Raw genomic sequence first — 26,922 nt, 5'->3', positions numbered from 1 at the left:
TCGCGCTATGAACGCTTAGGAGGCCTTGGCCTTCTCCGGGGCGGCCTTCGCCGCCGTCGGGGCCGGGGCCGGCTTGGCGGCCTCGTAGAACTCCTCGCGCGGCGACTCGATCGCACCGAGCGAGACGACCTCACGCTTGAGGAACATCGCGAGCGTCCAGTCGGCGAAGACGCGGATCTTGCGGTTCCAGGTCGGCATGGCCATGCCGTGGTAACCACGGTGCATGTACCAGGCCAGCCGGCCCTTGAGCTTGATCTTCATCTTGCCCATGACGATCATCGCGACGCCCTTGTGCAGGCCGAGACCGGCGACCGCACCCTTGTTGGCGTGGCTGTACTCCTTCTGCGGGAAGCCCCGCATGCCGGAGACCACGTTGTCGCCGAGGATCCGCGCCTGGCGCAGCGCGTGCTGGGCGTTCGGCGGGCACCAGGCGTTCTCGACACCGGCCTTGCGGGCGGCGACGTCCGGGACCTGCGAGTTGTCGCCCGCGGCCCAGATGTAGTCGGAGCCCTGGACCTGGAGGGTCGTCTGGGTGTCCACGTGGCCGCGCGGGCCGAGGGGCAGGCCGTAGCGGGCGAGCGCCGGGTTCGGCTTCACACCGGCGGTCCACACGATGGTGTTGGAGTCGACCTCGAGGCCGTTCTTCAGCACCACGTGGCCGTCGATGCAGGAGTCCATCGAGGTGTTGAGGTAGATCTCGATACCCCGGCCCTCGAGGTGCTCCTTGCCGTACTGGCCGAGCTTCGGCCCGACCTCGGGAAGGATCTTGTCGGCGGCGTCGACAAGGATGAAGCGCATGTCTTCGCGCTTGATGTTCTTGTAGTACTTGACCGCGTCGCGGGCCAGGTCCTCGACCTCGCCGATGGTCTCCGCGCCGGCGAAGCCGCCGCCCACGAAGACGAAGGTCAGCGCCTTGCGGCGGACCTCCTCATCGGTCGTCGAGTCGGCCTTGTCGAGCTGCTCGAGTACGTGGTTGCGCAGGCCGATGGCCTCCTCGATGCCCTTCATACCGATGCCCTGCTCGGCGAGGCCGGGGATCGGGAAGGTGCGGGAGACCGCGCCGAGCGCGATCACCAGGTAGTCGAAGGGCAGCTCGTAGGCCTCGCCGACGAGCGGCGCGACCGTGGCGACCTTGCGGTCCTGATCGATGGTGGTGACCCGGCCGGTGAGTACCTCGGCCTTGGGCAGCACGCGTCGCAGCGGTACGACGACGTGCCGCGGCGAGATGCTGCCGGCGGCGGCTTCGGGCAGGAAGGGCTGGTAAGTCATGTACGACCGCGGGTCGACGACCGTGACGGTCGCCTCGCCGTAGCGCATCTTCTTCAAGATGCGACGAGCTGCGTACAGGCCTACGTACCCACCGCCTACTACGAGGATCCTGGGACGCTCCGTGGTGCTCATGCCATCGAGTATCCACCCCCCCAGGAGGGGTCGCTCGTGAGCCCCTTCACAAGCACCTGCGGACCCTCTGCTACACTCCGCCGCCCACGTGACCCAGGTCATGGCGCGGATCGGGGACCGGCGTGTAACAGGGAACGTTGTCAACCCCGTCTGAACTGGCCGCACGGCCGTAACCGGAAGCTGGACCAGCGCCTCTCCGCACCCGTGCGTGACCCGGCGGGCACATGCGGGAGTGGGGTCGAGCGGGCCGAGTTGGGCACAAAAAGAGGCCCGGAGGGCCGTCTGATGGCACTTTCGACGGTCGACAGGGCCCTTTTCCTTGTGAAGAACTTCACGAACTTTTTCGCGGGAGTCGCTGTGAGGTGCCTCTCAGGACCCGTGGAGAGGCCTGAGAGGGCTCTGAAAGGGCTGTGAAAGGGCTCCGCGGGGCCCTGGGCGGCGGCCGTGGCAGGGCACGGCCGCCGGGCGGCGCCCGCAGGGCGGCCGCCGGTCCCCGCTAGGGACCTCTCCGGCCCTAGGCGATCGACCAGGCGATTCCGTCCAGGATGTCGTGCTCGCTGACCACGACCTCCTCGATGCCGATCCGCTCCATGATCTCCAGGAGGACCAGCGCCCCGGCGGCGATGACGTCCACCCGCCCCGGGTGGATCACGGGGACGGCGGCGCGCTCGTCGTGCGTGGCGGCGAGCAGGCGGGCCGTGACGTCGGCGACCTGGGCGCGGGAGATCCGGGAGTGGTGGATGGTCTCGGAGTCGTACTCCTCGAGCCCCAGCGCGATCGCGGCGACGGTGGTCACCGAGCCGGCCAGGCCGACCAGCGTCTGCGCCTCGCGGATCGGGACGGTCTTCTCGGCGAGGTCGAGCGCGGCCTTGATGTCGGCGCGGATGGCGGCGACCTCGTCGGCCGTCGGGGGGTCGTGGCGGATGTGCCGCTCGGTGAGCCGTACGCAGCCGATGTCGACGGAGCGGGCCGCCTCGACGTGGGCGTGCCCGACGACGAACTCGGTCGAACCGCCGCCGATGTCGACGACCAGGCGCTCCTCGTGCCCCGGGAGCTCCTTCGTGGCGCCGGTGAAGGAGAACTCGGCCTCCTGGTCACCGCTGATCACCTCGGGCTCGACGCCCAGGATGTCGACGACACCGCGCACGAAGTCGTCCCGGTTCTCGGCGTCGCGGGACGCGGAGGTGGCCACGAAGCGGATGCTCTCGGCGCCGTACGCCTTGATCACCTCGGCGTATTCGCGGCACGCCGCGAACGTCCGCTCCAGCGCCTCGGGCGCGAGGCGGCCGGTCCTGTCGACGCCCTGTCCGAGCCGGACGATCGTCATCCGGCGGTCGAGGTCGACGATGTCGCCCGTCTCAGGGGCGGCGTCGGCGACGAGGAGGCGGATGGAGTTGGTGCCGCAGTCGATGGCGGCGACTCGGGTCATGGCGTGGCGCTCCTTGGGCCTTGTGGTGGCGATGTTCTTTCCCCTCCCTGCCCCTTCCCGCAACTGGGGACTCCGCCCCAGCCCCCGCGCCTCAGACTCCCCCTACGCCCTGGCGGGCGCGGGGGGACCCCAGCGGGGCTGAAAGGTGCGGGGCTGCGCCCCTTACGTCTGGCGGGCATGGGGCCGCTGCGCTGCGACGCATGGGTGCCGGGGCCGGAGCCCCACCCCGCCTGGGGTCCCCCCATGCCCTCAGGGCATAGGGGGGAGCAGGGGAGATCGCAGCTCGGGGCCGGAGCCCGGGCCCCCGCGTTGCCGGGTGGGGGCCGGGGCGGTGGCCCGGATGGGCCGGGATGGGTGGGGCTATTCCGCTTCGTCCGTCGTGGGCGAGACGCACGGGCCCTTCGCCCACCATTCCGGCAGCACCGCGATCGCCTCGTCGCCCAGGGGGTTCACTCCGGGGCCCGCGGCCAGGGAGTGGCCGACCAGGACGTGGAGGCACTTCACGCGGTCCGGCATGCCGCCCGCGCTCGGGAAGCCCTTGAGCTCCTCGATCCGGTCGCGGCGGGCGATGTAGTCCTCGTGCGCCGCGCGGTACGCCGCCGCCAGCTCGGGGTCCGTCTGCAGGCGCTCGGTCATCTCCTTCATGACGCCGTTCGCCTCCAGCGTGCCGATGGCGGAGGCCGCCCGCGGGCACGTCAGGTAGTACAGCGTCGGGAAGGGCGTGCCGTCCTCCAGCCGCGGGGCCGTCTCGACCACGTCCGGGTTACCGCACGGGCAGCGGTGGGCGATGGCCCGCAGACCGCGTGGCGGGCGGCCGAGCTGGTCCTTGAACGCGGCGATGTCGGCCTCGGTGGGCGGGGTGGGCTCGGTCTGCGGAGGGGGCTTGTCCATGTATACGTACGTCTCTTTGTCGGTGGCTCAATTGATTCACTGGCGGCGTGTGTCGGCACGGTCGACGCCGTCCCACACGTTCGAGTACCAGGGACGGTCCGCGGCATCGTCCTCGGCGCGGGGCGGCTCGCCGACCCGCGGGTCGATCATGGTGTAGCCGGTCTCGCCGGGCAGGACCATGTGGAGGTGCTCCCGCGCGAGCCGCATGACGTACGCGTCGTCCTGGAGGCGCGCCTTCTCGTCGCGCAGCTCCTCGACCCGCTTGCTCGCGGCATCGGCGAGCCGCTTCTGTTCGGCGATCTCGTTCCGCTGGGACACGTACTGCCGCATCGGATAGGCGAGCGCGACGATCAGCGAGCAGACCACCAGCGCGAGGAAGGCCGCCCGGCCGGTCAGCCGGGAGCGGCGCGCCTGGCGGCGGGTCTGCGAGCGGTAGACGCGGGCGGCGGTCTGCTCACCGAGCAGCCGCAGCCTGGTCGCGGTCGAGAACCGGTCCCGGTCCCGGGCCATGTGCGCGCCTCCCCTTTACGTACGTACGTCCCCGGACACGGTACGGGACCGCGGCCGGGGACGTACGGACGACAGGGCGTCAGACGGTGATCAGCCCTCTTCGCGCTCGTCAGTCCGCGAAGCGACTGTGCTTGTCAGTCCGCCAAGCGACTGTGCCTACTGGTCCGCAAAGCGGAACCGCGGGAACGCCGAGCGGCCCGCGTACACCGCCGCGTCGTCGAGGATCTCCTCGATGCGCAGCAGCTGGTTGTACTTGGCGACGCGCTCGGAGCGGGCCGGGGCGCCGGTCTTGATCTGGCCGCAGTTGGTGGCGACGGCCAGGTCGGCGATGGTGACGTCCTCGGTCTCGCCGGAGCGGTGGGACATCATGCACTTGAAGCCGTTGCGCTGGGCCAGCTCGACGGCGTCGAGGGTCTCGGTCAGCGAGCCGATCTGGTTGACCTTGACCAGCAGGGCGTTGGCGGCGCCCTCCTCGATGCCGCGGCCGAGGCGCTCGGGGTTGGTGACGAACAGGTCGTCGCCGACGAGCTGGACCTTGCTGCCCAGCTTGTCCGTGATGACCTTCCAGCCGGCCCAGTCGTCCTCGAACAGCGGGTCCTCGATGGAGACGAGCGGGTACGCGGAGACGAGCTCCTCGTAGTACTCGGTCATCTCGGCGGCGGAGCGCTCCTTGCCCTCGAAGAGGTACTTGCCGTCCTTGTAGAACTCGGAGGCGGCCACGTCGAGCGCGAGGGCGATGTCCTGGCCGGGGGCGTAACCGGCTTCCTTGATGGCCTCGAGGATGAGGTCGAGGGCCTCACGGTTGGAGCCGAGGTTCGGGGCGAAGCCGCCCTCGTCGCCGAGGCCGGTGGACAGGCTGCGGGCCTTCAGCACCTTCTTGAGGGTGTGGTAGACCTCGGTGCCCCAGCGCAGGGCCTCGGAGAAGGACTCCGCGCCGATCGGCGCGATCATGAACTCCTGGATGTCCACGTTGGAGTCGGCGTGCGAGCCGCCGTTCAGGATGTTCATCATCGGAACGGGCAGCAGGTGCGCGTTCGGGCCGCCGAGGTAGCGGAAGAGCGGGAGGTCGGAGGCCTCGGACGCGGCGTGGGCCACGGCCAGGGAGACGCCGAGGATGGCGTTGGCGCCGAGGGAGCCCTTGTTGTCGGTGGCGTCCAGGTCGAACATCGCCTGGTCGATCAGGCGCTGCTCGGTGGCGTCGTATCCGACGAGCTCCGGGCCGATCTGCTCGATGACGGCGAGGACGGCCTTCTCGACACCCTTGCCCAGGTAGCGGTTCTGGTCTCCGTCACGGAGTTCAATGGCCTCGAACGCTCCGGTGGAGGCACCGGAGGGAACGGCAGCACGGCCGGTGCTGCCGTCGTCGAGGCCGACCTCGACCTCGACCGTGGGGTTGCCTCGGGAGTCCAGGATTTCCCGGGCTACGACGACGTCGATGGACGGCACGAGCATTCTCCTTCTGGGATGTGACGCTGACGGTGCAGGGTCGGTCGCGTTGGCCTTGCGACATGAGCGTCTCTAATCAGCTAAGCGATCCTATGCCAGACGTAGTGTCTGACGCGGGATGTGTCCATCGTGGAGGGGTGGCGTGGGCGTGTGGGTGGAAACCGGCGCCCAGTGCTGCTCCTCGCGGCCATTGGCCGGATGGGGTTCCCCCCGGACGAAGTCTGGGGGAGTGCGTGCTGATCGTTATCACGCCCTGGTGCCGGTGGGCTGCGCGAGGCAGCCGGGTCCGGTCCGTGTGAGCGTGTCCCTCCGGACGCTGGCCTGCCGGACCCGAGGGGCCGGAAGGGGAGGGTGCCCCGCGTCGCCTGGGCGCGGGGCGTGTGGAGCGTGGCCGGGTGGGTCCGTTCTTGGACCGGTCCCGGCTGGCCTCGTCGGCAGCGGTGACGACCGCGCCGACTTCGAGTCTGTCCACCACCGAGCGGATGACCATGGCGCCACTGGCGCGGTCGGTGACGGTCTTGGCCTGGTGGGTCAGACCACGTGCGGCGATACGTTGCCACGCGCCCGCATCGCGGTCGCCCTGGTAACGGCAGCCGGGGCAGATGGCCCATTTCCAGCCGGGCGTGGTGGGCCGGTCGGGGGCCTTGCGGTGCCGCAGCGGGGTTAAGCATTGCGGGCAGTGCTTGGAGGTGTTCGTGGCCGGGACCGTCACCACGGCGACACCCAGCTCGGCGGCGAGGTGCCGCATGCGTTCCACGATCTGCCCGCGCACCTGCTGAGACAGGCGGGTGTTCATCGTGCGGCCCATGCCCCGCGCTTCCATCGAACGCAGGTCTTCGATGTAGATCACGCTCGCCGAGGCGGCTATGGCCTGATCGACGGCCCAGCGGGCGGCAGACCAGGCCAGGGCGTCGTTCAGATTCGACCGGCGCTCGGACATGTGCCGAATCTCGTCGGCCAGGACCGCGTGCTTCGCGGTCAGTGTGTGCCGCTCGACCCCGGCGATGAGCCGCTGGTACTGGTCGGCCTTGGCGTGCAGGTGCTCGCTCTCCCGCCGTAGCCGGTGCTGCTTGGCGAGGACACCGGCGGTCCGGAACATGGCACCGGCACCGAGGGCGGTGATCCGCCCGTCGTCGTGCAGCCGGGCAGCACCGGCGGACAGCAGGGTGTTCAGTCCCCAGTCCACACCGAGCGCGACCGTGTGCCCGGTACGGGCTGCCTTCGGTACTGGGTGGGTGTAGGCGAGATCGGCCCGCACCCGGCCGCTGTCCAGACGCAGCGTGGGCAGGTGCAGCACCGCACCGGGCGGGATGGTCGGTGGCAGGCTGATGGGGCAGGCGACCCACGTCCAGTCCCCGTACGAGGCCGGGTCGGGCCGGGTGGGCAGTTGCAACCGCAGCAGCGCGCGGCCCGGCTCGCCGGCGCGTTCGATGGTGGCCTGCTGCCCGTCGCACGCGGACAGCAGCAGCATGCGGGCGATCGCCGGTGTTCCCTCCGCCTCGAACACATCGGCCGGCATCCGGCCGTGCCTGCGGGCGAATGTGGCGATCTGCCGGGTACGGGACGTGATCACACTGGACGGCAGATGCCGCCCATCCGGCACCGCATCACGGACCGCGTCCCATTCCTCAGCAGTCCGCTTCGCCGAATCAGCGGGCCAGGACGCGATGACCCCGACCGTCAGGTCAGCGCGCCACTTCGCCGAGCGGAGCGTACGCCCGGCCTGCTCCTGAGCCATCCGCACGATCCGGTCATTGACCCTGATGCCCTCGGGCGGTGCGATGGTCCAGCCAAGGCGGCGCAGCGCCATCCACGCCTGTGACGGCAGCGTGCGGCCGCCCGCGTCCACACCGGATGCCAGGACATCCACATCGTGCGTGCTCCAGTGCGCGGCCAGCAGCTCGGCGGCCATGGTGGACACGAGAGCAGTGGCCCATCCGACGCGCTCCGCGAGCACAGCCGATGGCAGGAGTTCGCCGGTTTTCTCGTCCAAGCCGGTGCGCAGCCAGCCACGGGCGCACGCGGTCCGGGCCGTCTGCCCTGCGGCGAGCGGCACCTTCCGGCTCCCCGCCGACCGGGCCATCGCGACCATCACCCTTCCGTGCCACTGGAGCTGTACTGCCATCCGATCAACGACACCCGCGAACAAAGGTCACACATTCGATCCGCGAATCCCCATACGGGGATACGCACCTCACACGGGATGAGGCGGCCGACAGCATCCCAGGCGACCTGCCCTCACCCGGACTCCGTCCGGAAACCCCGGCCCGGCGCTCATGGGGGGGAAGGGGCGCGCCGGGCCGGGGTGGCTGAGGGGGCCGGAGTGACTGGGGGGTCAGCTCAGGTGGAGCAGCTGGCCCGGGTAGATGACGTTGGCGTCACCGACGACGTCCTTGTTCAGGTCGAACAGCTTCTTCCAGCCGCCCTCGACCTTCTTCGCCGCGGCGATCGTGGCGAGGGTGTCGCCGGCCTTGACCTTGTACTCGCCGTCGCCCTTCTTGACGGCCTTGGCCGGGGCCGCCGCGGCGGGGCGCTCGGAGCGGGTGGTCGGGGCCTCGGCGCGCTGCGGGGCGGGCTCGGCGGTGTACGCGGCGTTGGACAGGCCCACGCCGCAGTGCGGCCAGGCACCCTTGCCCTGTCCGGCCAGGACCTTCTCGGCGACCGTGATCTGCTGCGACTTCGACGCCTGGTCGGCGGAGGCGGCGTACGCGGTGCCGCCGTACGCGGCCCAGGTGGAGGCGGAGAACTGCAGACCGCCGTAGTAGCCGTTGCCGGTGTTGATGGACCAGTTGCCGCCGGACTCGCACTGGGCGACGGCGTCCCACTCGGAGGAGGTCGCGGCGTTGGCGCCGCCGGCGGCCATCAGCGGGGCGACGATCGCGGCGCCGGTGACACCGGCGAGCGTGGCGAACCGCGAGGTCCGCCGGAGAACGGTCGGGCGGCGGCGCTCGCCCTTGCCGGAGAACAGCATGGAGATTCCCCTCACCGACGCCTGCGAGGTGAGCTGTCGGGTTCGGGCCCGTGAGTTGCCCGGCCGCGCGAACGTGCTCGCGCGGCTTCACCCCGAGCCGCCCCGGCCCTCAACGGGCGGGTGCGGCGCTTACCTTGGGTCCCCCGCTCCTGCCTACGGCGCGTGACGCGTCGACCGTTCCCTTCGACCGACGGCAGGATTCGGCGTGACGGTCGACGGGGCCCGCGATGGCGAGCGGTTCAGACCGTAGACACAGCTCTCCCCGATGTTCAAAGATGAACATCGGGGAGAAAACGCCCTTAACCACCTTGGGGAGATGTCCGTTTTCGCAGGTGAGAGGCGGGACGACCGGACCGGGCGGGCATAACCCGCCAGTTGGCCGGAAGAGACCCATATCTCACTTGCGCAGAAGCGGACATAAGCCCTCGAACTACTTCGGCTTCGACTCCGACTTCGACTCCGGCGCAGCCACCGGCGACGGCTTCTCCTTCAGGCCCAGATCAAGGCTCTGGCCAGGGAGGATGAGGTCGGGGTCGGAGCCGACGACCTCGGCGTTCGCGCCGTAGAGCGCGGACCAGCCGCCGGGGACCTTGTTCGCGTCCGCGATCGTCCACAGGTTGTCGCCGGGGCGGACGGTGTAGTCATCTTCGGTGGCGGCCGCCTCTCGTGCCGGTGTGTCACCTCGTGAGGCATGACGCCCGGATTCACGCTCGTTGACCGAATTGCCCGCCTCATCCTCATTGGTGGCCGGGGTGCCGCGATGCTTGCCGGAACCGGTGTCGCCCGCCGCCGGGGCGGGCGTGACGGACTCGGCAGGCCCGGCCGACTCGGTCAGCTCGGTCGACGCCGGATCCGACGGCTTCCCCTTGGGCTTCGCGGGCGAGGCCGATGCCGAGGGCGCGTCCGACGCCGGGGCCGAAGGCGCAGCCGCCGCGTCGGCCCCTTCACCGAACGAGGGCGCCTTGACGTTCTCCTTCGGGAGAGGCAGGACACCGGAGGTGTCGGCCGGGTCGACCGAGGGCTTCGCGCCCGGCACGAGCCCGGTGATCACCGCACAGCTGGGCCACGCCTCCTTGCCCTGCGCGGCGAACACCTTCTCGGCGACCGCGATCTGCTGCGAGCGGCTGGCGAGGTCGGCGCGTGCCGCGTACTCGGTACCGCCGAAGTCCTCCCAGGTCTCCTGCGAGAACTGGAGTCCGCCGTAGTAGCCGTTGCCGAAGTCGGCACTCCACATTCCGCCGGTCTCACAGTCCGCGACACGGTCCCAGGTGGTGGCGTCGGCGGCGGATGCCGAACCGGCGCCGAGCAGCGGGATGGCGATGGCCGATCCGGTCACCCCTGCCGCGACGACAAGTGCGGGTGCCTGACGGGGGCGACGATGCCGACCATTCCCGGAGCGCATGCGGTGGGCCTTTCGTGTGACTGCTGAGTCGTCGGTGAACGTAGCCGTATTCGAACACCGGTCACAAGTCGATGCAGTCCAGATAACGCGAAAGTCACAGAGTTGACTGACCGTCAGTAACTTGGCGGCGTGAACTCAACGGGCAGAGTGCGCAATCCACGCATAATGAGGCCGCCTCGCCAGCGCAAATCGGAAGGATCGGCTGCAAGTCGCAAGTCGGGCAACCTGGTCAGCAACGTCGCGAGCGCGGTCTGCCCTTCCAGCCGCGCGAGCGGGGCACCGAGGCAGTAGTGGATGCCGTGCCCGTATCCGAGGTGCTGGTTGTCCCTCCGGGCCAGGTCGAGCGTGTCCGGGTCGGCGAACCGGTCCGGATCCCGGTCGGCCGCGGCGAGTACGACGAGGACCGGGTCCCCCGCCGCGATGTCCTGCCCTCCGAGCGTGAGCGGCTCGGTGGCGAACCGCCAGGTGGCCAGCTCCACGGGCCCGTCGTAACGCAGCAGTTCCTCGACGCCGGTGGCGAGCAGGCCGCTCTCCCCGGCCGCGAGGGACTCCTGGAGCCTGCGGCGCTGCTCCGGGTGGCGCAGCAGCGTGTACATCCCGTTGCCGATGAGGTTGACCGTCGTCTCGAAACCGGCGAAGAGGAGGATGAACGCCATCGCCGCGGCTTCGTTCTCGGTCAGGTGCTCGCCGTGGTCGGAGGCGCGGATCAGTCCGGAGATGAGGTCGTCCGCCGGGTTTTCGCGCTTTCGGTGGATCAGCTCGGCGAGATAGCCGCGCATCTTCTTCACCGAGCGGGCCACGCCGCCGCGCGGTCCGCCGCCGTGCCGGATCATCATTCCCGCCCAGTCCCGGAAGTCGTCCTGGTCCTCGCGCGGGACGCCGAGCATGTCGCAGATCGCGTAGATGGGGAGCGGGAAGGCGAACTGGTGGATGAGGTCGGCGCTGCCGTCCTCGGCGAAGTCGTCGATCAGCCGGTCCGTCAGTTCCTGTACGCGCGGGGCGAATTCGGCGACCCGGCGCGGGGTGAACGCCTTCGAGACCAGGCGGCGCAGCCGGGTGTGGTCGGGCGGGTCGATGTTCAGCAGATGCGTCATCAGCTCCGCCTTGCGCTCCCCCGGGATGCCCGTCTTCCCCTTGGCGTGCGCCGGCTCGTCGTGATGCGCCGGGTTCTTGCTGAGCCGCTGGTCCGCGAGGGCCTGCTTGGCGTCCGCGTACCGGGTCACGAGCCAGGCCTCGACGCCGCTGGGCAGGGCGGTCCTGTGTACGGGCGCGTGCTCGCGCAGCCAGGCGTAGGCGGGGTACGGGTCGGTGGCGAACTCCCAGGTGAAGAGTTCGGGGGCGGGTGTGTTGCTCACGCCCCGACGTTATCCGGGTCGCTCCGGGTTCTCGCCGAGGGCCTTCCTCGCACCCGGGTGGCCCATGTCCGCGGCCTTGCGGTACCAGTCCCGGGCCTCGGCGTCCTTGCCCTCCGCGGCCAGCAGCAGGGCCAGGCGGAAGGCGCCGTAGGCGTCGCCGAGCTCGAAGCCCCGGCGGTACCAGGCGCTGGCCTCGACCCGTGCACCCCGGTTCTCCAGAAAGACTCCGAGGTGCGTCGCATCCAGGCTCCTTCCCTTCTGCGCGTCGTCCCGGTAGCACTCCTCCTCCACCTCGATGGCCTGCCTCCCGTAGCGGGACATCGCGTATACGGCCCGCTTGTCGCCCGCTTCGACGGCACGGCGGAACCAGATCTCGGCCGCCTCCCGCTCGTCACTGGCGTGGTGCAGCGCGCCGTAGCTCGCCGCGACCGCCGCGTACCCGGCCTCGGCCGCGCCGTCGTAGTAGGTGAACGCCGCGTCGTGGTCCCCGGCCCCGAAGTACAGGTCCCCCAGATGGTGCGCCGCCTCCGGGTTCCCCGCCTGCGCCGACACGCCGAGCCAGTGCTTGGCCCGCTCCCGCAGCAGCTTCCCCAGCACCAGCGCCGCGTCCGCGTCACCCGACCGCGCCGCGCTCTCCAGATACGGCTCGGCCTCCCTCGTGTCGCCGCGCGCGGCGAGCCGCTTGCCGACCTCACCCGCGGCGGCGGTGTGCCCGGCGTCGGCGGCCTTGCGGAGCCACTGCTCGTCGCTGTCGAGCAGGCCGAGGCTGTACATCGCGGCCGTGTCGCCGTTCTCGGCGCGCGCCAGGAAGTCGACCCGGGCCGCCGCCGCGACCGCCGCGTGGTCGTACGCGTCGTCCTGGTCGGCCGTCACGAGCGCGATGCCCCAGACCGTGTCGGGCACCGGCGGCACCTCCGGCGACCGCAGGGCGTCCGCGACCAGCGAGCCGAAGGCCCGGTACGTCCCGTCCGTCTCCCCCGGTACGAGGAGCCCGGTCACCCCGTGGCGTACCGCCACCGCCCAGGCGAGGGCGTCCTCGAAAGACTCGCTGCCCGGCTCGGGGCCGTACCGCTCATGCACCTCGCGCAGCAGGCCGAGCGACACGGGGCCGGTGATCCCGCAGCGGGCGAGGTCGACGGCCGCGCGGACGAGGAGGTGGCCGCGGGGGTGCCCGGCGGGGCGGTCGGCGTGGAGCCACTCGTCCCAGAGCTCGGGTCCGGTCGCCAGGTATTCCGTGACACTCCGGTCGCCGCGCCGGCTCACGGCGTCGTCCAGGCGGGGGTCCCCCTGATCCCGTGCCTTGGCCAGCTGCCTGGGCGTCCATTCATTGCTGACCGCGACACGCCTGGCGGCGCGCAGCACGCGCCCGCCCGTCAGAGCGCCGAAACGGTGCTTCTCGTACGCGGCGTCTCGCATGGTGGCCAGGACCGGCACCCGCAGCTCCGTCAGCCGGGCCAGCAGCCCCGCGCTCAGTCCGTGCTCGCTCAGATGGTTCTCCAAGTCGTCGAGCCACAGGAGGTAGGCCCCTTTCCGGCCCCGTAGGAGGGTAGGAAGGCTCCGCAGGTCCGCGCCGGGTGGCGGGACGCAGACCCGGTGCTGGGGAAACTCTTGGATCAGCGCGATGAGAGCGGTCGAGGTCTTTCCGGACAGGGGCTCGCCGGTCACCAGATACAGGCCCGCCGCGTCGGCGCTGTCGGCGATCAGCCGACGCAGATCCAGGTCGACCGGCCGTTCGACATGAAGTGCGTAGGGCTCCTCGCCGGGGAACTGCCGGGTGGGATGCATCCCGAGGGCGACCGGGAACACCCCGACGCCCTTGGGCCAGTCCTTGAGGTCGGGCAGCCCTCCGCCCGGCACCGGACCGAAGTGGTTGTGCTGCACCCCGCTGCCCTGCACCGGCCCGTGGAGCGTGTTGCCGTGGAGCTCGACGTGGTCGCTCACCGGTTGATCTGCGTGCCCTTCGCCTGGAACGCCCCGTGGAAGGTGTTCCCGTGGATCTCGATGTGGTCGCCCGCGTACGTCGCGGCCGGTCCCCCGAACTCCTCGACGATCGCGCGCAGTTCGGCGACCGCCTCCGGGTCCTGGGCCAGTGCGCGCCGCAGCCGTACCTTCCACTCGGTCTCGAGCTCCGCCGGGTCCTGCTCGCCGGACGTCAACTCGTCGCGCGCCGCGTCGAGTTCATCGCCGACCTCGCCGCCCGAGCGGCGGAACAGCGCCACGACCCGCGTCTTCAGACCCGTCCACGCGTCCGTCACCATCGACTCGACGAGTACGGTCGCCCCCGATGCGGCCAGTGCCGCCAACTCCGCTTCCACGACAGCCACGTTACTCGCCGGGGGCGACCTCCGCCGCGCGGATCGCGTCCCGGTACGCACGGGCCGCGGCCCGCAGCGCCGCCTCCGGGTCGTGGCCGTCGGCCTCGGCCCGTACGGCCATGGTCAGCAGCTCGTAGCCGATGCCGTCGCCAGAGGGCATGGGCACGGCGAGCCCGGCCGTCCGCACGCGCGAGGCGAGCTTCGCGGCGAGGGCCAGGCCCGGCTGGCCGAGCGGGATGCCGTCCGTCACGGAGTCCCGCTGCTTCTCGACGGCCTTCGTGCGCAGCCAGTGCTCCTTGACGTCCTCCGGGGTCTCGGCGTGGGCGTCGCCGAAGACGTGCGGGTGGCGGTGGATGAGCTTGTCGACGATCGTCCCGGCGACGTCGTCGATGGAGAACGGCTCCTCGGCATCCTCCTGCGCGATGCGCGCGTGGAAGACGACCTGGAGCAGGACGTCGCCGAGCTCCTCGCGCAGCTCGTCGCGGTCGCCGTCCTCGATCGCCTCGACGAGTTCGTACGCCTCCTCGATGCCGTACTTGGCGAGGCCCTTGTGGGTCTGCTGCGAGGACCACGGGCACGCGCGGCGGATCCGGTCCATGACCTGGACGAGGTCGAGGAGGCGGGCGCCCGGCAGGTCGTAGGAGCCGGGGAGCAGCTCCAGGTCCGGCATCTGGACGCGGCCGGAGCCGGCCATACGGGCGAGGCCGTCGGTGAGGGCCTGGTCGCCCTCGCCGGCCGCGAGGACCACGACGGTTCCCCCGCCCGCGCAGGAGTCGACGAGCTCCTGGGCGGTCGGCGCGGCGATCTCCACACCGACGCCGGCCTCGCGCAGGTACGGCAGCTGCGGATGGCCGCCGTCCGCGCACAGGACCCGGTCCGCGTCGTGCAGCGTCTGCCACGCGGGCCAGGACAGCAGTCCCGGCGCGACGCGGTGGCTGGCGGTGAGCAGGACGATACGGCCGGGCTCGACGGGGGTCTCAGCGTTCACCCTTCGACCTTACGTCCCGCCGGGGATCGGCTAAGCCCCGGCCTGGACGGCCTCCGGGTCCTTGCTGACCTGGGTGATCCAGGGGGCCTTGTAGTCGCCGAGCTGGATCTTCTGGTCGTCCCACGTGCCGTAGCGGGGGTTCACGTCGATGTCGAGGTCCTTCGACGCGGTGGTGAGCGCGGCGCCGACCTTCTGCTGGCCCTGCGGGGTGCCGAGGTCGGCGTCCAGCGCCTTGGCCAGCTTGGTCAGCAGGACCTCCTCGCGGACGGCCTCGTCGATCTGGCCCGGCGAGACGCCGCGCTGCTGGAGCAGCATCGCGGCGAGCTGCTCCTCGCCTCCGGACTGCCGCACGGCGGCCGCCCGCGCGTCCTGGATCTCCCTGCGGGAGACGGTCACCCCGGCATCGTCGGCGGCGTGCGCGAGGACCCGGTCGAGGATCAGGCCGTGCAGCTTGGCCCGGCTCAGCAGGCCGGTGTTCTCGATCAGCTGCGTGGACTGGGGGGACTCCCGCTGTGCCGCCCGTACGTCCCGCACCTGCGACTGGAGCGTGGCGATCTCGATCCGGTCGCCGCCGACGACGGCCGCCGCGCCCGGGTGGGCGTCGTTGCCGCAGGCGGTGAGCAGGGGGGCCGCGGCGACGAGCGCGGCGGACAGGGCGAGCGCGGTGCGACGGCGGCGGTGCAAAGGAGCCTCCCGGCGTGCGGTGGTGATTGTGCTTCGTTGCACAAAGACCTTGCGATGATCGATGGTAGGCAGTCGAAGTGGCGTGGGCCACTACTTCGAAGCCACTGATTCGGTCAACGATTCGGGAGTGGATCCGGGTGCGCCCCGCTCCGGCCGCAGCATGATGACGCGGGAGACGATAAAAGTGACCGGAACGGCCGCGGCCGCCGCGACGAGCGGTGACCAGCGGTCGCTGTGGCCGCCGACGTCGACCAGGAGGTAGACGCCACCGGTGGTGATCACGAAATTGGCCGCGTTGGTGAGCGGGAACAGCAGGAACTTCCGCCAGGTCGGCCGGGTGCGGTAGGTGAAGTACGCGTTCAGGAAGAACGAGCCCGTCATGCTGAGCGCGAAGGCGACGACGTGCGCGGCGATGTACGGCAGCCAGGTCAGAAGCAGCAGGTAGCAGCCGTAGTACGTGCCCGTGTTCACCGCGCCGACCAGCGCGAAACGGAAGATCTGCGCCTGGACCGTCATCGGCGTACGAGCTCTCCCTCTTCCTCTCGCCGCGGCGTCCGCACATTGGTCGACACATTGGTCGACGCCACCAGATAGTGCGGCCGGCGCTTCACCTCGTAATAGATACGGCCCACGTACTCGCCGACCACGCCCAGCATCACCATCTGCACACCGGCGAGCGCGACGACCGTCACCAGGAGGGTGACATAACCCGGGGTGTCGACGCCGTTCACCAGGGCGACCCCGACAATCCACGCCGCATACGCCATCGCGACGGACAGCAGCAACAGGCCGAGATAGACCGCGGCCCGCAGCGGCTTGTTGTTGAAGGAGAGCAGTCCGTCGAGCCCGTAGTTCAGCAGTTTGCCGAAGCTCCATTTGGAACGGCCCTGCTCACGCACCGCATTCTCGTACTCGAACGTCGTCGTGCGGAATCCGACCCAGGCGAAGAGGCCTTTGGAGAAGCGGTTGTACTCGCTGAGGCCGAGGATGGCGTCCACGGTGCGGCGGGACAGCAGCCGGAAGTCGCCGACACCGTCGACGAGTTCCACGTCGACCAGCCGGTTGATGAGCCAGTAGTAGGCACGCGCCGTGAGCGTGCGCGTGACCCGGTCGCCCTTGCGGGTGCGACGGGCGATGACCTGGTCGAATCCCTCCTCGTGCAGGCGCAGCATGCGCTGCACCAGCTCGGGCGGATGCTGGAGATCGGCGTCCATGATGACCACGGCGTCGCCGCCGGCGTGCTGCAGTCCGGCCAGCATCGCGGACTCCTTGCCGAAGTTGCGGCTGAAGGAGACATAGCGGGTACGGGAGTCGGACGCGGCGATCTCTTCGAGGAGAGCGAGCGTACGGTCCTGACTTCCGTCGTCGACATAGACCAGCTCGAATTCCTGGCCGATGAGGACGAGTTCCTTGGTCACATGCTCATGGAAGCGGTTGATGATCTCCTCTTCGTTGAAGCACGGGACAACAATCGAGATCAGCACGGAAGAACAACAGCCGATGGGCGTGTCCGGAACGGATGGGGCATGTGGCGGGCAGACGACCATCAAGTGAACTGGGTTCACGACGGCTCGAATTCGCGATCGGCCCTGGCATATTCGAAGAATCATGCCGAACTACCGATCCCGCGCGAGCGCCCTCGCCGCTCTGATCACCACGGTGGCCGTATGCGCCGGTGACGCCGTCGCCCGCGGCTTCCCCTTCGGCTCGCACACGCGCAGCGTCAACGACCTGGGAAACCAGTTCGTCCCGTACCACGCCCATCTGTGGGACCTGCTGCACGGCCGGGCCGACGGCGGGCTGCTGCTCAACTGGCGGTCCGGCTACGGCACGAGCTTCCTGCCCGATCTCGGGACGTATCTGACCAGCCCGCTGTCGCTGCTCGTCGGGCTCTTCCCGCGCGAGGACATCGATCTCGCGGTGTACGTGGTCACCGTGCTGAAGATGGCCTCGGCCGCGGCCGCCATGGCCTGGCTGCTGCCGGCGCTCCGGAAGGCCGACGGCCGCTGGTGGGTGGCGGCGGTGCTCGGCGCCTCGTACGCGCTGTGCGGCTGGTCGGTCGTCGAGGCGTCGTACAACCCGATGTGGCTGGACGGGCTGGTCGCCTTCCCGCTGCTGTGCCTGGTGGGCGAGTGGGCGCGTACGGGACGGCGGCCCGTGACCGGGGCGCTGATCGTGGCGGTGGCCTGGATCGCGAACTTCTACACCGCGTACATGGCGACCCTCGGTGCCGCGCTGGTGCTGGTGTGCCGGCTGCTCCTGGACGAGGAGACGGACGTACGGGGCCGGCTGCGGGTGCTCGTGCGGGCCGCCGGGACCACGCTCCTCGGGATCGGGCTCGCGACACCCGTGCTGCTGCCGGTGTTCCTCGGCTCGAAGCACGCCCACCCGGGCTGGACCCGCGCGTTCGCGCCGGCGGGCTGGACGGACGTGTTCGCCCGTACGCTCCCGGCGACGTACAGCTTCTTCACCCCGGCCCTCTTCCTCGGCACGGGTGCGCTGCTGCTCGCCGCCTCGCTGCTCTTCCACCGGGGCGTGCCCCGGCGCGAGCGAAGGTGGTGGACGGCGCTCACGGTGGCGGTCGCGGTGTCGATGCAGTGGGGGCCGACGCATCTGGTCTGGCACGTCTTCGCCACCCCGAACGGCAGCCCGTACCGGCAGTCGTTCGTCCTCGCCGGGATCCTGGTGATCGCCGCGTGGGTGTGCGTCGCGCACGAGTGGCCGGGGCGGCGGGCGCTGCTCCGCGGCGGCGCAGTGCTGGCGGTCGTCGCGCTGGGCGCGGCGACGAGCGATCTGATCACCGGGTGGACGTTCCCGCTGTTCCTGGCCGGGCTGGCCGGGGCGGTGGGCGGGCTCGTCCTGGCGAGGCGGCAGGGTCACGTCGTCGTGGCCGGGCTGCTGCTCGCCGGGGCGCTGGTCGGGCAGGCGGCGGCGACCACCGCGTACGCCGACCGGCAGCGGCTCGGGCGGCTCGACGACTATCCGGCGTGGGGGCCCGCGCACAGCGCGCGGGCCGAGGCCGTGGCGCGGGCCGACGGCTGGCCCCGCTACCGCACCGACCCCGGGCGCGAACAGCTCACCGGCAACGATCCGATGCTGGTGGGCGGGCAGGGCGGCGCGTACTACAGCAGCCACACGCCTGCCGTGCTCACCCGCACCATGGCCGCGCTCGGCGCGGGCTGGACCTCGCGCGGGCGCAATGTGCAGAGCCTCGACAACCCGGTCACGGACGCGGTCTTCTCGGTGGGGGCGCGGGTGCGGTCGGCGGACGGTGGCGTGGAGGTGGTCCGCCGGGCCGAGGTGCCGCCACTGGTGACGGTGCGTACGGGGGCGGCGGAGCCCGCCTACGGCGACTCGCCCTTCCGCAACCAGGAACTGCTGCTCGGCGCGCGGGTGTACGGGGAGCCCGTGGACGGGATCTGCCCGGCGGGCGACGAGGTCTTCCTGTGGGCACCGGACTTCGCGGGGACGGCGCGGCTGGGTGCGGGCAAGCCGGTGAGACTGACCGGCGGGCTGCCCAAGCGGCGGGCGCCGATGACCTCGCTCGGGGTGTCGGACGGGGGGCCGGGCTCCCGGATCACGTTCGGGGCCGCCGCCCCGGGCGCGTGGAGCGCGGGCTGCCTGGACCGCGGGAAGCTGGCCGCGGCCGTGGCGGGGCTGAAGGCGACGGGCGCGGTGTCGGTGGAGGTCGGCGACAGCGGCGTACGGGCGCAGCTGCCGCCGGGGGCGACGGGGACGGCGGTCCTCGCCGCGCCCCGGATCGCGGGGTGGAGCTGCGGCGGGCGGCCGGCGGGCGATTACCTCGGGCTCGTCGCGGTGCCGCTCGACGGGACGAGCGGGGTGGTGGACTGCTCCTTCCGGCCGCCGGGGCTGCGGGCCGGTGCGACGGCGGGCGGGGCGGCGCTGCTCGTGCTGGTGGGGGTGGCGGTCCGGGGGCCATGGGCGCGTCGGCGTCGGCGTCTTCGTCTTGGTCGGCGTACGGCCACCAAGACTTCACCCGTACAGCACCCGGCGGTGGCCCCCGCACCATGATCGACGGCGTACGCTCCCGGCCATGCCCTCCCTCCTGAGCAACCGTCTCGCGAAGCGGATGCTGCGTCCCGCGTTCACACTCGTCGAACAGCGCCTGGAGCGCGCCACCACCGCCCTTCAGGCCGACCTCGACGCGCTGCACCACGAAGTGGCCGATCTGCGCAGGCAGAGCTACGGGCTCGGGCTGCTGCTCGACCAGGCCGGGCGCGACGGCCACCGGATGCCGACCGCGACGCAGCTGGACGCGCTGGTGCGGGAAGTGGTCACGGTGACGGGGGCGGCCGACGCGGACGCCCGCCGCGACCTGACCGTCGCCTACCGCACGGTGGTGGCGCTGGAGGCTCTCGGGGTGGGCCGGATCGCCGGCTCCACGTCGGACGTGTGCGGGAAGCTGGCGGCCGTTCCGCTGCTGGCCCCGCCGAACGGGGACGTGCTGGAAGTCGGCACGCTGCACGGGCTGTTCGCGTGTGCCCTGCTGCGCATGCTGCACCGGGCGGACCTCGCACCGGGTCTGACGATCGTCGACCCGCTGGCGCGCGAGGACGTCGTCCGCGCCAACCTGGCCCTGGGCGGCGCCGGTGCGGCCGCCGAGGCCCGCGTGGAACGGGACCGGGCAGGGGTCCCCGACCGCCGGTACGGCGTCCTCGTCCTGGCGGGCGACCCCGCCGCGGCGTCCGTGCTCGCCGACCTGAAGTGGGCGGAGGAGCTCGCGGCGGAGGGGGCGGTGGTGGTCCTCGACGGCCACGGTGACGCTGCGCGGCCGGGGGTGAACGAGGCGCTCTCCCAGCACCTGGGCGGTGGCGGGGCGCGCCTGCGGCTGGTGGGGCGGGTGGCCGGCACGGCGTTCTTGCGGGCGGGCTGAGGCAACGGAGCGCGGCGGGTGGGGGCGCCTGCGGCGGGCCTCTTTCCCCTACCCGCCCCTTCCCGGAACTGGGGGCAAGCCCCCAGACCCCCGTACGGCCTCCGGCCGTGTCCTCAAACGCCGGACGGGCTGGACTTACCAGCCCCTCCGGCGTTTGAGGAGCGGGGTCTGGGGCGGAGCCCCAGTTCGGGAAGGGGCGGGGTGGGGAAAGGCCCGCCGCAGGCGCCCCCCACCCACCCGCACGCCCCTGCTACCCGGGACGGAATTGGCGCTGGCGGTCCAGGACCCGGCGGAGTTCCAGGGCCTTCGGGTGGGTCGGGCCGTACATGCGTTCCGTGTCGTAGAGCAGCGTCTGCAGCTGCTGGTGGCCCGCCGCGTGGTCGCCCATCGCGAGGAGCAGGTGGGCTATGCGGTGGCGGATGTCGAAGGCGCGGGACTGGTCCGCGCCGGTCGAGCGGGGGTCCGTGTAGTACGGGAGCACCGCGCGGTACTCGGCGAGTGCGGCGGCCGGCTCGCCCAGTTGGTCCAGGCACTGCGCCGCGTCGTAGCGGAACTGGAGGGTCTGGGGGTCGGCCGGGCCCGCCTCGGCCGCGCGGTCGTCGGCGAGGCGACGGAGTTCGGGGAGGGCGCGGCGGTACTGGCCGTCGTCCATCAGCGTCGTGGCGTACTGCTTGCGCAGGATGCGGACGACCGGCGAGTGCTCGCCGTGCTCGGCCGCGGCGGCCGGGAGGATGCTGCACAGGATGTCGACGGCCCGCGTGATGCTGCCCTCGCCGAGCAGCCGCTTGACCTCGTCGACGGCGGCCGCGACGTCCGGCCGGTCGGCGGGCGGGTGGTGCGGGACCGGCGGCACCGGCGGCACCGGCGGCACTGGGGTGGAGGCGCGGTCCGGCCAGGGGGCGTGCGGGCGCAGGAAGGGGCGCGTGGGGTCGAGCGGGCCGGTCGGGACGCCGCGGCTCGGCAGCAGCGGGGCCAGCTGCTCGTACACCTCCTGCGCACCGGCCGGACGGTGCTGCGGGTCCTTCGACAGCAGCCGCAGGACGAGGGATTCGAGCTGCTCGGGGATCTCGGGGCGCAGCTGACGGACCGGGAGCGGCGGCTCGTACAGGTGGCGGTGGAGCACACCGAGCGCGGTGGAGCCCGCGAAGGGCACGTTGCCGCTGAGCAGTTCGTGCAGGAGGACGCCGAGCGCGTACAGGTCGGTGTACGGGCCGACGGCGCCGCCCATCGCCTGCTCGGGGGCCATGTAGGCGGGGCTGCCGATCGGGGAGCCGGTGTGGGTGAGGCGCGTGGTGTCGGTGTCGAGGACGGAGGCGACACCGAGGTCGAGGACGGTGACGGTGCCGTCGGGCTTCACCATCACGTTGCGCGGCTTGAGGTCGCGGTGGACGATCGGCACGGCGTGCACGGCGCCGAGCACCGCGCACAGCTGCGCGGCTATGGAGACCGCCCACGGCCAGGGGTACGGGTCGTGCTCGGCGAGGTGGTCGGCGAGGTCCGCGCCCTCGACGTACTGCATGACGAGGTAGAGGTCGTCGGCGTCGCTGCCCGCGTCGTGCACGGTGACCAGGCCGGGGTGGGTGACCTGGGCGGTGACCCGGCATTCGCGGACGAAGCGGCGGCGCATCTCGTCGGCGGCGGTCGCGGCGGCCATGTGGTCGGGGCGCAGCAGCTTCACGGCGACACGGCGGTCCAGGCGCTGGTCGTAGCCCGTCCAGACCTGGCCCATGCCGCCCTGGCCGATGACGGTGGAGAGTTCGTACCGCCCGGCGATGATCCGTCCGTTCACCGGCCGCCGTCCTCACGGGGGTCCTTGTTCTGCCGCAGGATGTCGCTCAGCTCGTCGAGCTCCGCGCGCACCTGGTCGATGCGGCGGGGCGGTTCAGGGGTGACCGGGGCCGGTGCCGGGGTCGGGGGCGTGGCCGGAGCGGGCGTGGGTGCGGGGGCGGGTGGCGGCGTGGCCGGCGTCGCGTACGGGTTGGGCATGGCCGGCGGCGGATAGCCGTAACCCGTCACCTGCGGAGACTGCGCGTGCGGCTGCGGGTGCGGGTGCGGGACGAACCGCTCGTAGTACCGGGTCTCGGCGACCACGTAGTAGGCGATGACCCCGCCCATCACGAGCATGACCCAGGACAGGAAGGTGATGGCGGTCGCGTCGCTCATCTCCGTGTCGTCCTCCGGCACGGCCACGCCCAGGAAGATCAGGAGACCGACGTTGGCCAGGAGCGTGGCGCAGAACAGCATCCAGTCCAGCGGCTTACGGGTCACGATCGCGAGCCGCAGCATCGGCACCCAGGCGAGGAAGCTGCAGCTCACCACCGTCAGCATGATGAGGACCACGCGCAGCGCGACCATCGTGCCGTCGGCGGGGCGCCCTGCCGGTCGAGGCGGGTAGCCGTAGCCGTGGCCGTGCATGCCTGCTCCTGTGTACTGACGAGTGATCGGGACGGACGAGATCCGAGCGTATACACCGACACCGACAATCGGCCCAGGGTTGTACCGAACCGTTGTTGAACAGATCACGCCTCCGCGCTCAGGCCTCGACGGTGCCGTCCGTCAGTCCGTCGTACAGCCCCTGCACCAGCTGCTCGCCGAGCCGGGACGCGAGGCGCAGCGCGTCCTCGAACGCGGCCAGCGCGCGGAACCGTTCCCCGTACCGCTGCTGGTCGGCGAGCGGCAGCCGCGGCAGTTGGAGCCGGCGTACGTCGAGCCGGGTGGCGGTCGAGGCGTAGCTGCTGGCCTGACGCTGGTTGGCAGTGCCGCGCAGGAATCCGGCGAGGAACCAGGGGTCGAGCGCGTCCGGGTCGGGGCGCAGCAGCTGGAGGTTGCGGCCGAGCGCGGCGCCGGCGGTCGCGTCGTCGATGACGCGGGCGGCGGTTCCCCCGCCGAGGACGGGGACGACGACGTCGCCGGCCTGGACCAGGACAGGCTCCTCGGCCGCACCGGAGCCGGATCCGGAGCCCGCGCCGTGGCCGGGCCCGTGGCCGTGACCCGGGCCGTCCGGGAGTGTGCCGGAGGGGGCGGTGCCCGCGAGGACGTCGTGTTCGGTGAGCACGGGGGCCGGGCCGCTGCCGGTGCCGCCCGTGCGCAGTTCCAGCGCTCCGGCCCGGACGAGCTCGCCGACCGTGGTGCCGGTCCAGCGGCCCGGGCCGGCCGTCGCGGGCTGTGCGGGCGGCGGGGTGAGGTCGCCGGTGAGCCGCAGGGTGTCGGTCAGCCGTTCGCGTACGCCGGTGAGTTCGGCCGCGCTTCCGCCCGCGGCCGGGGGCGGAAGGTGGCGGGCGGGGGCCAGGTCGACATCGTCGTCGAGGAGTTCGATGACGGGGACGGCGCGGCTGGTGCCGGGTTGTTCCTCGGCCTTGCCGTGCCGGTCGAAGGGCTGCCAGGCGTCGAGGACCGCCGTGTGCACGGCCTGCCAGTCGACGCTGTCGCGGCCGCCGCCGGGCGCACCCAGTTCGGCCGTGTCGACGAACAGCAGCTCGGGGGCGGGGCGTTCACCGGCGGCCGGGCGGCGCAGCACCCAGAGGTGGAGCGGGATCCCGTACGGCGGCGCCGCGCCGGCGGGCAGGGCGACGACCGCGCGCAGCGCGCCACGGCGCAGCAGATCGGCGCGGATGCGGCGGCCGGAGCGGCGGGAGGCGGCGGCGGGCGGCATCAGCAGGACGGCCGCGCCGCCGGGCCTCAGCCGGGCGAGCGCGTGCTGCACCCAGGCCAGTTCGGATTCGGTACGGGCCGGGAACCCGTACTCCCAGCGGGGGTCGTAGGCGAGTTCGTCGTGGCCCCAGTTGCGTTCGTTGAACGGCGGGTGGCACAGGACCGCGTCGGCCGTGAGCTGGGGGAACGCGTCCTCGCGCAGGGAGTCGCCGGGGCGGGCGCGCACCTCTGCGTCGCAGTGCAGGGCGAGGCGCAGCGCGGTGAGCGCGGCGAGGTCGGGGTCGGTGTCCTGGGCGTACAGGGCGGTGGGCGCTCCGGCGGCGCGCAGGAGGGCGCCGGTGCCGCAGGCCGGGTCGAGGACGGTTCGCGCGGGGCCCGCGAGCGCGGCCATCAGGGCGGCCGGGCCGGGCGGTGTGAGCGTGTACTGCCGGGGATTGGCGTCGAGGTGACGGCCCAGGAGGAACTCGAACGCCTGGCGTGCGCCGGTCTCGGCGGCCAGCTCCGCGACGCCGCGCAGCAGGAGGGTGGACGACCGCAGGGCGGGGGTTTCCGGGGTGGGCACCGCCCGTTCGCCCGGCGGGCCGAACCGCGGGGCCAGCACCGTTTCCAGCGCGCCGGGCAGCATCTCCGCCATGCGAGCGTCGGACACCGCGGCCAACTCCAGCCAGACGGTGGGCCGGTCGCGTACGAGCAGGAGGGTGCAGCCCGCGTGGAGGAGGGCGGTGACGGCGCCCGCCGGGTGTCCCGACAGCTGCTGCCAGACCCGTTCACGCAGCGGGACCTCCGCCAACTTGCCCTGGTCGCGCAGCCACTGCTCCACGTCCGCGAGCGCGAAGGAGGGGCTGGTCTCGGTGCCGCCGACGGGCTTGGGGAAATCCGGGTGTCTGCGCCGCCAGTTGCTGACCGCGGCGCGGCCGACCCCCGCGAGCCGGGCGATTTCGGCAGCGGTCACTTCTGCCGCGTTCTCCGGCACGTGGCGGCCTCCCTGGTCTGTGAGGTGAGCGGTGAACGGTTCCCCGTAAGTGCTGATGTGCACGTGCTGATGTGCACGTGCTGGTGTGTCACCGAGCATACCGACACACGCAAGGGAGACCACTTCACAGCGTGAGCCGGATTGATCGCCGTAAACAATGTTGACTCGGTTCACAACCTCTGATGTTATTACCTCGTCGCCACACGGGACTGACAGACAGTCCTGGCAACACCTCTCTCATCTACGCCCGTCCCCGGAGGACACACCCATGTCCCAGTACACGCAGCACCCGCAGCAGCCGCCGTACGCGGAGCCGGCGCGCCCGGCCCGTAACGGTCTCGGCACCGCCGCCCTGATCCTCGGCATCATCGGCGCCGTCGCCGGCATCTTCATCATCCTGTTCTGGCTGTCCGGCGTCCTCGGCGTCATCGGCCTCATCCTCGGCCTCGTGGGCCTCGGCCGGATCAAGCGCGGCGAGGCCACCAACAAGGGCGTCGCCATCACGGGCGTGATCCTCAGCGTGGTGTCCCTGATCCTCGCCGTGGTCGGCGCGGTCGTGACGTTCAAGGCCGTGGACGACGCCGTCGACGAGTTCAAGAAGGACGTGTCCAGCTCCTCCTCCTCGAAGCCGGGCAGCGACAAGCCGCTGGAGAAGGCCAAGGACGGCGAGAGCGTCGCCGGCAAGGCGCTCGCGGGCGGCGACTCGGCCGAGTACCCCGACAAGCTGATGGTCACCGTGTCCGAGGCGAAGCCGTACACCCCGGGTGAGTTCGCCATCGGCCACACCAAGGGCAACAAGGCCTACAAGGTCACCGTCGTCATCGAGAACGGCGGCACGGAGAAGTTCGAGGCCGCGCTGCTCTCCGGCGACGCCCGCGCGGGCAAGGACGGCGTCGAGGCCGAGAAGATCTACGACGACAAGGTCGGCGAGCCCCTGACCGGCACCATCCTGCCGGGCAAGAAGGTCACCGTGGAGTGGGCCTTCGACGCCCCCGCCGACGCCAAGAACCTGACCCTCGAGGTCAACCCCGGCTTCGAGTACGACGCGACGATCTGGGACCTGAAGCTCTGATCCCGGTCTGAAGCTCTGGGCTCGGACCGAGGCTCCGGCCTCGGCCCGAAGCTCCCCCCACCGGCTCCCCCGGCCGTCTCCCCCAACCGCCCCCCAGCAGTCTCGATCCCGGAGAAGACCCCCATGTCTGCCACCACTCTGGTCCGGCTGAAGCGCGTCGCCCTCACCACGTCCCTCTGCACCGCCACCGCACTCGGCCTCGCGGCGTGTCTCCCCACCGGGCAGGACGACGCCCGCCCGCGCCCCACGAACACCGGTCCGTACGCGGATCTCTCGGGATCCGACGTGCTGAACAAGGCCGTCACGGCCACCAAGAAGGCCACGTCCCTGAAGATCGACCTCGAGATGCAGACGGCCGACGGCAAGGTGGCGGCGTACATGGCCGTCGACACCAAGGGCGACTGCGCCGGAACGATGTCCATCGGCCCCACGGGCACGATGGAGATCGTCAGGACCGGCGACAAGGTCTACGTGCGGTCCGACGAGGCGGCGATACGCCAGGAGGTCGAGGGGGAGTCCAAGGAGGTCGTGGACGCCGTCCTGGAGAAGATGCTCGGCAAGTGGGTCGAGAGCGACATGAAGGACCCCGACGCGGCGACGATGGCCGAGTTCTGCGACCTCGACACGCTCCTGTCCGACGTCGAGGCCAACGACAACATGGCCAAGAAGGCCGGGGAGTCGAAGGTGGACGGGGTCCCGACGCTGGCGGTCACCGAGTCGGACAGCGGGGTGAAGTACACGATGCACGTCGCCACGAAGGGCGTGCCGTACCTCGTCAAGACCCAGGCCGTCGGCGGCAAGGAGCCGTTCACGATGAAGTTCTCGGACTTCAACAAGCCGGTCCCGGCGCGGAAGCCCCCGGCGAAGGACACCGTCAAGCTCGATGACCTCTAGGTCGTGGAGGCCCCGCGAGGAACAGCGCGCGGGAAAGCCGGGGAGG

22 protein-coding genes and 1 riboswitch are annotated in these 26,922 nt (G+C 71.5%); of the genes, 4 read left to right on the top strand and 18 right to left on the bottom strand.

Translation table 11 applies throughout. From position 1 onward, the window contains the following. Positions 1-15: 15 nt before the first annotated feature. The 15 genes from ABT342_RS26875 to ABT342_RS26805 form a co-directional block, all read right to left on the bottom strand. Positions 16-1,401, bottom strand: a complete 1,386-nt coding sequence (locus ABT342_RS26875) for an NAD(P)/FAD-dependent oxidoreductase (RefSeq protein WP_351579005.1) — start codon at positions 1,399-1,401, stop codon at positions 16-18. A 514-nt stretch (positions 1,402-1,915) separates the two neighbouring features. Next, on the bottom strand, positions 1,916-2,830 hold the full coding sequence (locus tag ABT342_RS26870) for a Ppx/GppA phosphatase family protein (protein ID WP_351579002.1): 915 nt from the start codon (positions 2,828-2,830) through the stop codon (positions 1,916-1,918). 360 nt (positions 2,831-3,190) lie between these two features. Next, on the bottom strand, positions 3,191-3,721 hold the full coding sequence (locus tag ABT342_RS26865; RefSeq protein WP_351578999.1) for a DUF501 domain-containing protein: 531 nt from the start codon (positions 3,719-3,721) through the stop codon (positions 3,191-3,193). A gap of 36 nt (positions 3,722-3,757) precedes the next feature. Continuing rightward, positions 3,758-4,231, bottom strand: coding sequence for an FtsB family cell division protein (locus tag ABT342_RS26860; protein WP_351578996.1), 474 nt, complete (start codon positions 4,229-4,231; stop codon positions 3,758-3,760). 156 nt (positions 4,232-4,387) lie between these two features. After that, entirely contained in the window at positions 4,388-5,683 is a 1,296-nt protein-coding gene (eno, locus tag ABT342_RS26855; protein WP_351578993.1) for a phosphopyruvate hydratase, read from the bottom strand. Between the two features lie 70 nt (positions 5,684-5,753). Further along, entirely contained in the window at positions 5,754-7,802 is a 2,049-nt protein-coding gene (locus tag ABT342_RS26850) for a zinc ribbon domain-containing protein (RefSeq protein ID WP_351578990.1), read from the bottom strand. 210 nt (positions 7,803-8,012) lie between these two features. Next, complete coding sequence (locus ABT342_RS26845) at positions 8,013-8,648, bottom strand: transglycosylase family protein (RefSeq protein WP_351578987.1); 636 nt, start codon at positions 8,646-8,648, stop codon at positions 8,013-8,015. Between the two features lie 3 nt (positions 8,649-8,651). Next, positions 8,652-8,786: riboswitch (cyclic di-AMP (ydaO/yuaA leader) on the bottom strand. Between the two features lie 292 nt (positions 8,787-9,078). Next, on the bottom strand, positions 9,079-10,050 hold the full coding sequence (locus tag ABT342_RS26840; RefSeq protein ID WP_351578984.1) for a transglycosylase family protein: 972 nt from the start codon (positions 10,048-10,050) through the stop codon (positions 9,079-9,081). A gap of 113 nt (positions 10,051-10,163) precedes the next feature. After that, the gene (locus tag ABT342_RS26835) at positions 10,164-11,405 is read right to left on the bottom strand and encodes a cytochrome P450 family protein (protein ID WP_351578981.1); all 1,242 of its coding nucleotides are present in this window, start codon (positions 11,403-11,405) and stop codon (positions 10,164-10,166) included. Positions 11,406-11,414: 9 nt separating this feature from the next. Next, positions 11,415-13,346 (bottom strand): tetratricopeptide repeat protein, encoded by a 1,932-nt coding sequence (locus ABT342_RS26830; RefSeq protein ID WP_351578978.1) that lies wholly within the window; start codon positions 13,344-13,346, stop codon positions 11,415-11,417. Further along, complete coding sequence (locus ABT342_RS26825; protein WP_351578975.1) at positions 13,343-13,720, bottom strand: hypothetical protein; 378 nt, start codon at positions 13,718-13,720, stop codon at positions 13,343-13,345. The genes ABT342_RS26830 and ABT342_RS26825 overlap by 4 nt, the downstream gene beginning before the upstream one ends. Positions 13,721-13,730: 10 nt before the next feature. After that, on the bottom strand, positions 13,731-14,708 hold the full coding sequence (locus tag ABT342_RS26820; protein WP_351578972.1) for a nucleoside triphosphate pyrophosphohydrolase: 978 nt from the start codon (positions 14,706-14,708) through the stop codon (positions 13,731-13,733). A 30-nt stretch (positions 14,709-14,738) separates the two neighbouring features. Then, positions 14,739-15,392 (bottom strand): SurA N-terminal domain-containing protein, encoded by a 654-nt coding sequence (locus ABT342_RS26815; protein WP_351578969.1) that lies wholly within the window; start codon positions 15,390-15,392, stop codon positions 14,739-14,741. 90 nt (positions 15,393-15,482) lie between these two features. After that, complete coding sequence (locus tag ABT342_RS26810) at positions 15,483-15,908, bottom strand: GtrA family protein (RefSeq protein WP_351578966.1); 426 nt, start codon at positions 15,906-15,908, stop codon at positions 15,483-15,485. Next, positions 15,905-16,876 (bottom strand): glycosyltransferase family 2 protein, encoded by a 972-nt coding sequence (locus ABT342_RS26805; RefSeq protein WP_351578963.1) that lies wholly within the window; start codon positions 16,874-16,876, stop codon positions 15,905-15,907. Before ABT342_RS26805 ends, ABT342_RS26810 begins: the two co-directional genes overlap by 4 nt. Before the next feature lie 124 nt (positions 16,877-17,000). On the opposite strand from ABT342_RS26805, the gene ABT342_RS26800 reads away from it, so the two are divergent. Then, positions 17,001-19,424: a YfhO family protein gene (locus ABT342_RS26800; protein ID WP_351578960.1), complete on the top strand. Its 2,424-nt coding sequence runs from the start codon at positions 17,001-17,003 to the stop codon at positions 19,422-19,424. 22 nt (positions 19,425-19,446) lie between these two features. After that, the gene (locus tag ABT342_RS26795) at positions 19,447-20,286 is read left to right on the top strand and encodes a class I SAM-dependent methyltransferase (RefSeq protein WP_351578957.1); all 840 of its coding nucleotides are present in this window, start codon (positions 19,447-19,449) and stop codon (positions 20,284-20,286) included. Positions 20,287-20,536: 250 nt separating this feature from the next. Here the strand turns inward: ABT342_RS26795 and ABT342_RS26790 are convergent, their stop codons facing one another. From ABT342_RS26790 to ABT342_RS26780, 3 genes are all read right to left on the bottom strand, one after another. Continuing rightward, entirely contained in the window at positions 20,537-22,075 is a 1,539-nt protein-coding gene (locus ABT342_RS26790; RefSeq protein ID WP_351578954.1) for a serine/threonine-protein kinase, read from the bottom strand. Beyond that, entirely contained in the window at positions 22,072-22,701 is a 630-nt protein-coding gene (locus tag ABT342_RS26785) for a hypothetical protein (RefSeq protein WP_351578951.1), read from the bottom strand. Before ABT342_RS26785 ends, ABT342_RS26790 begins: the two co-directional genes overlap by 4 nt. 118 nt (positions 22,702-22,819) lie before the next feature. Next, entirely contained in the window at positions 22,820-24,910 is a 2,091-nt protein-coding gene (locus ABT342_RS26780; protein ID WP_351578948.1) for an N-6 DNA methylase, read from the bottom strand. Between the two features lie 268 nt (positions 24,911-25,178). Between ABT342_RS26780 and ABT342_RS26775 the strand changes: the two genes are divergently transcribed. Both ABT342_RS26775 and ABT342_RS26770 read left to right on the top strand, forming a co-directional pair. After that, a complete protein-coding gene (locus ABT342_RS26775; RefSeq protein WP_351578945.1) occupies positions 25,179-25,982 on the top strand; it encodes a DUF4190 domain-containing protein in 804 nt (267 codons plus the stop codon). A 123-nt stretch (positions 25,983-26,105) separates the two neighbouring features. After that, positions 26,106-26,876 (top strand): hypothetical protein, encoded by a 771-nt coding sequence (locus ABT342_RS26770; protein ID WP_351578942.1) that lies wholly within the window; start codon positions 26,106-26,108, stop codon positions 26,874-26,876. The last annotated feature ends 46 nt before the right edge of the window (positions 26,877-26,922 follow it).

The sequence above is a fragment of the Streptomyces sp. NPDC000410 genome (assembly GCF_040300305.1).
Taxonomy (GTDB): domain Bacteria; phylum Actinomycetota; class Actinomycetes; order Streptomycetales; family Streptomycetaceae; genus Streptomyces.
This window is presented reverse-complemented; position numbering and strand designations above follow the sequence as displayed.

Bases quoted from the DNA above. Each gene is read 5' to 3' on its own strand.
- ABT342_RS26875 (WP_351579005.1), bottom strand. From the start codon at position 1,401: ATGAGCACCACGGAGCGTCCCAGGATCCTCGTAGTAGGCGGTGGGTAC.
- ABT342_RS26870 (WP_351579002.1), bottom strand. From the start codon at position 2,830: ATGACCCGAGTCGCCGCCATCGACTGCGGCACCAACTCCATCCGCCTC.
- ABT342_RS26865 (WP_351578999.1), bottom strand. From the start codon at position 3,721: ATGGACAAGCCCCCTCCGCAGACCGAGCCCACCCCGCCCACCGAGGCC.
- ABT342_RS26860 (WP_351578996.1), bottom strand. From the start codon at position 4,231: ATGGCCCGGGACCGGGACCGGTTCTCGACCGCGACCAGGCTGCGGCTG.
- eno (WP_351578993.1), bottom strand. From the start codon at position 5,683: ATGCTCGTGCCGTCCATCGACGTCGTCGTAGCCCGGGAAATCCTGGAC.
- ABT342_RS26850 (WP_351578990.1), bottom strand. From the start codon at position 7,802: ATGGCAGTACAGCTCCAGTGGCACGGAAGGGTGATGGTCGCGATGGCC.
- ABT342_RS26845 (WP_351578987.1), bottom strand. From the start codon at position 8,648: ATGCTGTTCTCCGGCAAGGGCGAGCGCCGCCGCCCGACCGTTCTCCGG.
- ABT342_RS26840 (WP_351578984.1), bottom strand. From the start codon at position 10,050: ATGCGCTCCGGGAATGGTCGGCATCGTCGCCCCCGTCAGGCACCCGCA.
- ABT342_RS26810 (WP_351578966.1), bottom strand. From the start codon at position 15,908: ATGACGGTCCAGGCGCAGATCTTCCGTTTCGCGCTGGTCGGCGCGGTG.
- ABT342_RS26800 (WP_351578960.1), top strand. From the start codon at position 17,001: ATGCCGAACTACCGATCCCGCGCGAGCGCCCTCGCCGCTCTGATCACC.
- ABT342_RS26795 (WP_351578957.1), top strand. From the start codon at position 19,447: ATGCCCTCCCTCCTGAGCAACCGTCTCGCGAAGCGGATGCTGCGTCCC.
- ABT342_RS26785 (WP_351578951.1), bottom strand. From the start codon at position 22,701: ATGCACGGCCACGGCTACGGCTACCCGCCTCGACCGGCAGGGCGCCCC.
- ABT342_RS26775 (WP_351578945.1), top strand. From the start codon at position 25,179: ATGTCCCAGTACACGCAGCACCCGCAGCAGCCGCCGTACGCGGAGCCG.
- ABT342_RS26770 (WP_351578942.1), top strand. From the start codon at position 26,106: ATGTCTGCCACCACTCTGGTCCGGCTGAAGCGCGTCGCCCTCACCACG.